At 75.8% G+C, this 931-nt stretch carries 1 protein-coding gene; it reads left to right on the top strand.

Going from position 1 to position 931, the window contains the following annotated elements:
• Window positions 1-931: hypothetical protein (locus tag NS331_RS26810; RefSeq protein ID WP_193758170.1), on the top strand; the 931-nt coding region annotated here is incomplete at both ends.

Here is a 931-nt window from a genome sequence, read left to right as displayed (position 1 = left end):
GTGGACGTGTACGCGAGCGCGCTGACGCTCACGGCCGGCAATGGTGCCAACGGCATCGGTGCCAGCGGCAATGCGCTGGAGCTGGAAGTCAATAGCCTCAGCGCCAGCACCGCCGGCACCGGCGGGGTGTTCCTGGCCGAAGCCAGCGCCATCACCGTGGCCGGCGGTAGCGCCATCGGCGTCAACCGCGTCGGCGCGGGCGGCGGCATCACCGCCAACGGCGCGCAGACCGCGGCCCAGGCGGCGGGCCTGGCCAGCGGCGGCGCCCTGGTGCTCACCACCACGGCCGGCAGCCTGACCCTGAGCGCGGCCGCCACGGCCGGGGGCAACCTGCTGCTGCAGGCCGGCGGCAGCACGTCCGACCTGGACCTGCGCGCCGTGGTCTCCACCACCGGCAGCACCGCCGGCAGCCTCAGCCTGGCCGCAGGCCGCGACCTGCTGCAGGCCGCCGCCGTGAGCGTGGCCGGCGCCGGCTTCACGGTGGACGCCGTGGCCGGGCGCGACATCGTGCAGACGGCCACCACCGGCACCGTCAGCACCAGCAACGGCAACGTGGTGTTCAGCGCCGAGCGCGACCTGGCGCTCGAATCCATCGCCGCGGGCACCGCCCGGGTGAGCCTGACGGCGCGCACCGGCAGCATCGCCGACGTGGACGCGGGCAGCGCCACCGACGTGGTGGCCGGCAGCCTGCGCCTGACGGCCGGCAACGCCATCGGCGGCAACAGCGCCGCCGCGGCCCTGGAGACCTCGGTGGACCTGCTCAGCGCCCGTGCGGGCGACGGCGGCGTCTATCTGGTGGAGGGCAACGGCCTCACCGTCGGCAGCGTCTCTGTCGACGTCAACCGCGTCGCCGCCACCGGCGTGGCCAGCACGATCGCGGGCACGGCGCAGGAAGGCCTCACGGCCACCGGCGCCGGCGGCATCGCGCTGC

Origin of the sequence: Pseudacidovorax intermedius (assembly GCF_001476815.1) — a bacterium.
Taxonomy (GTDB): Bacteria; Pseudomonadota; Gammaproteobacteria; order Burkholderiales; family Burkholderiaceae_C; genus Xenophilus; species Xenophilus intermedius_A.
Note: the sequence above shows the minus strand (reverse complement) of the source record. Positions and strands in the feature narration are given on the sequence as shown.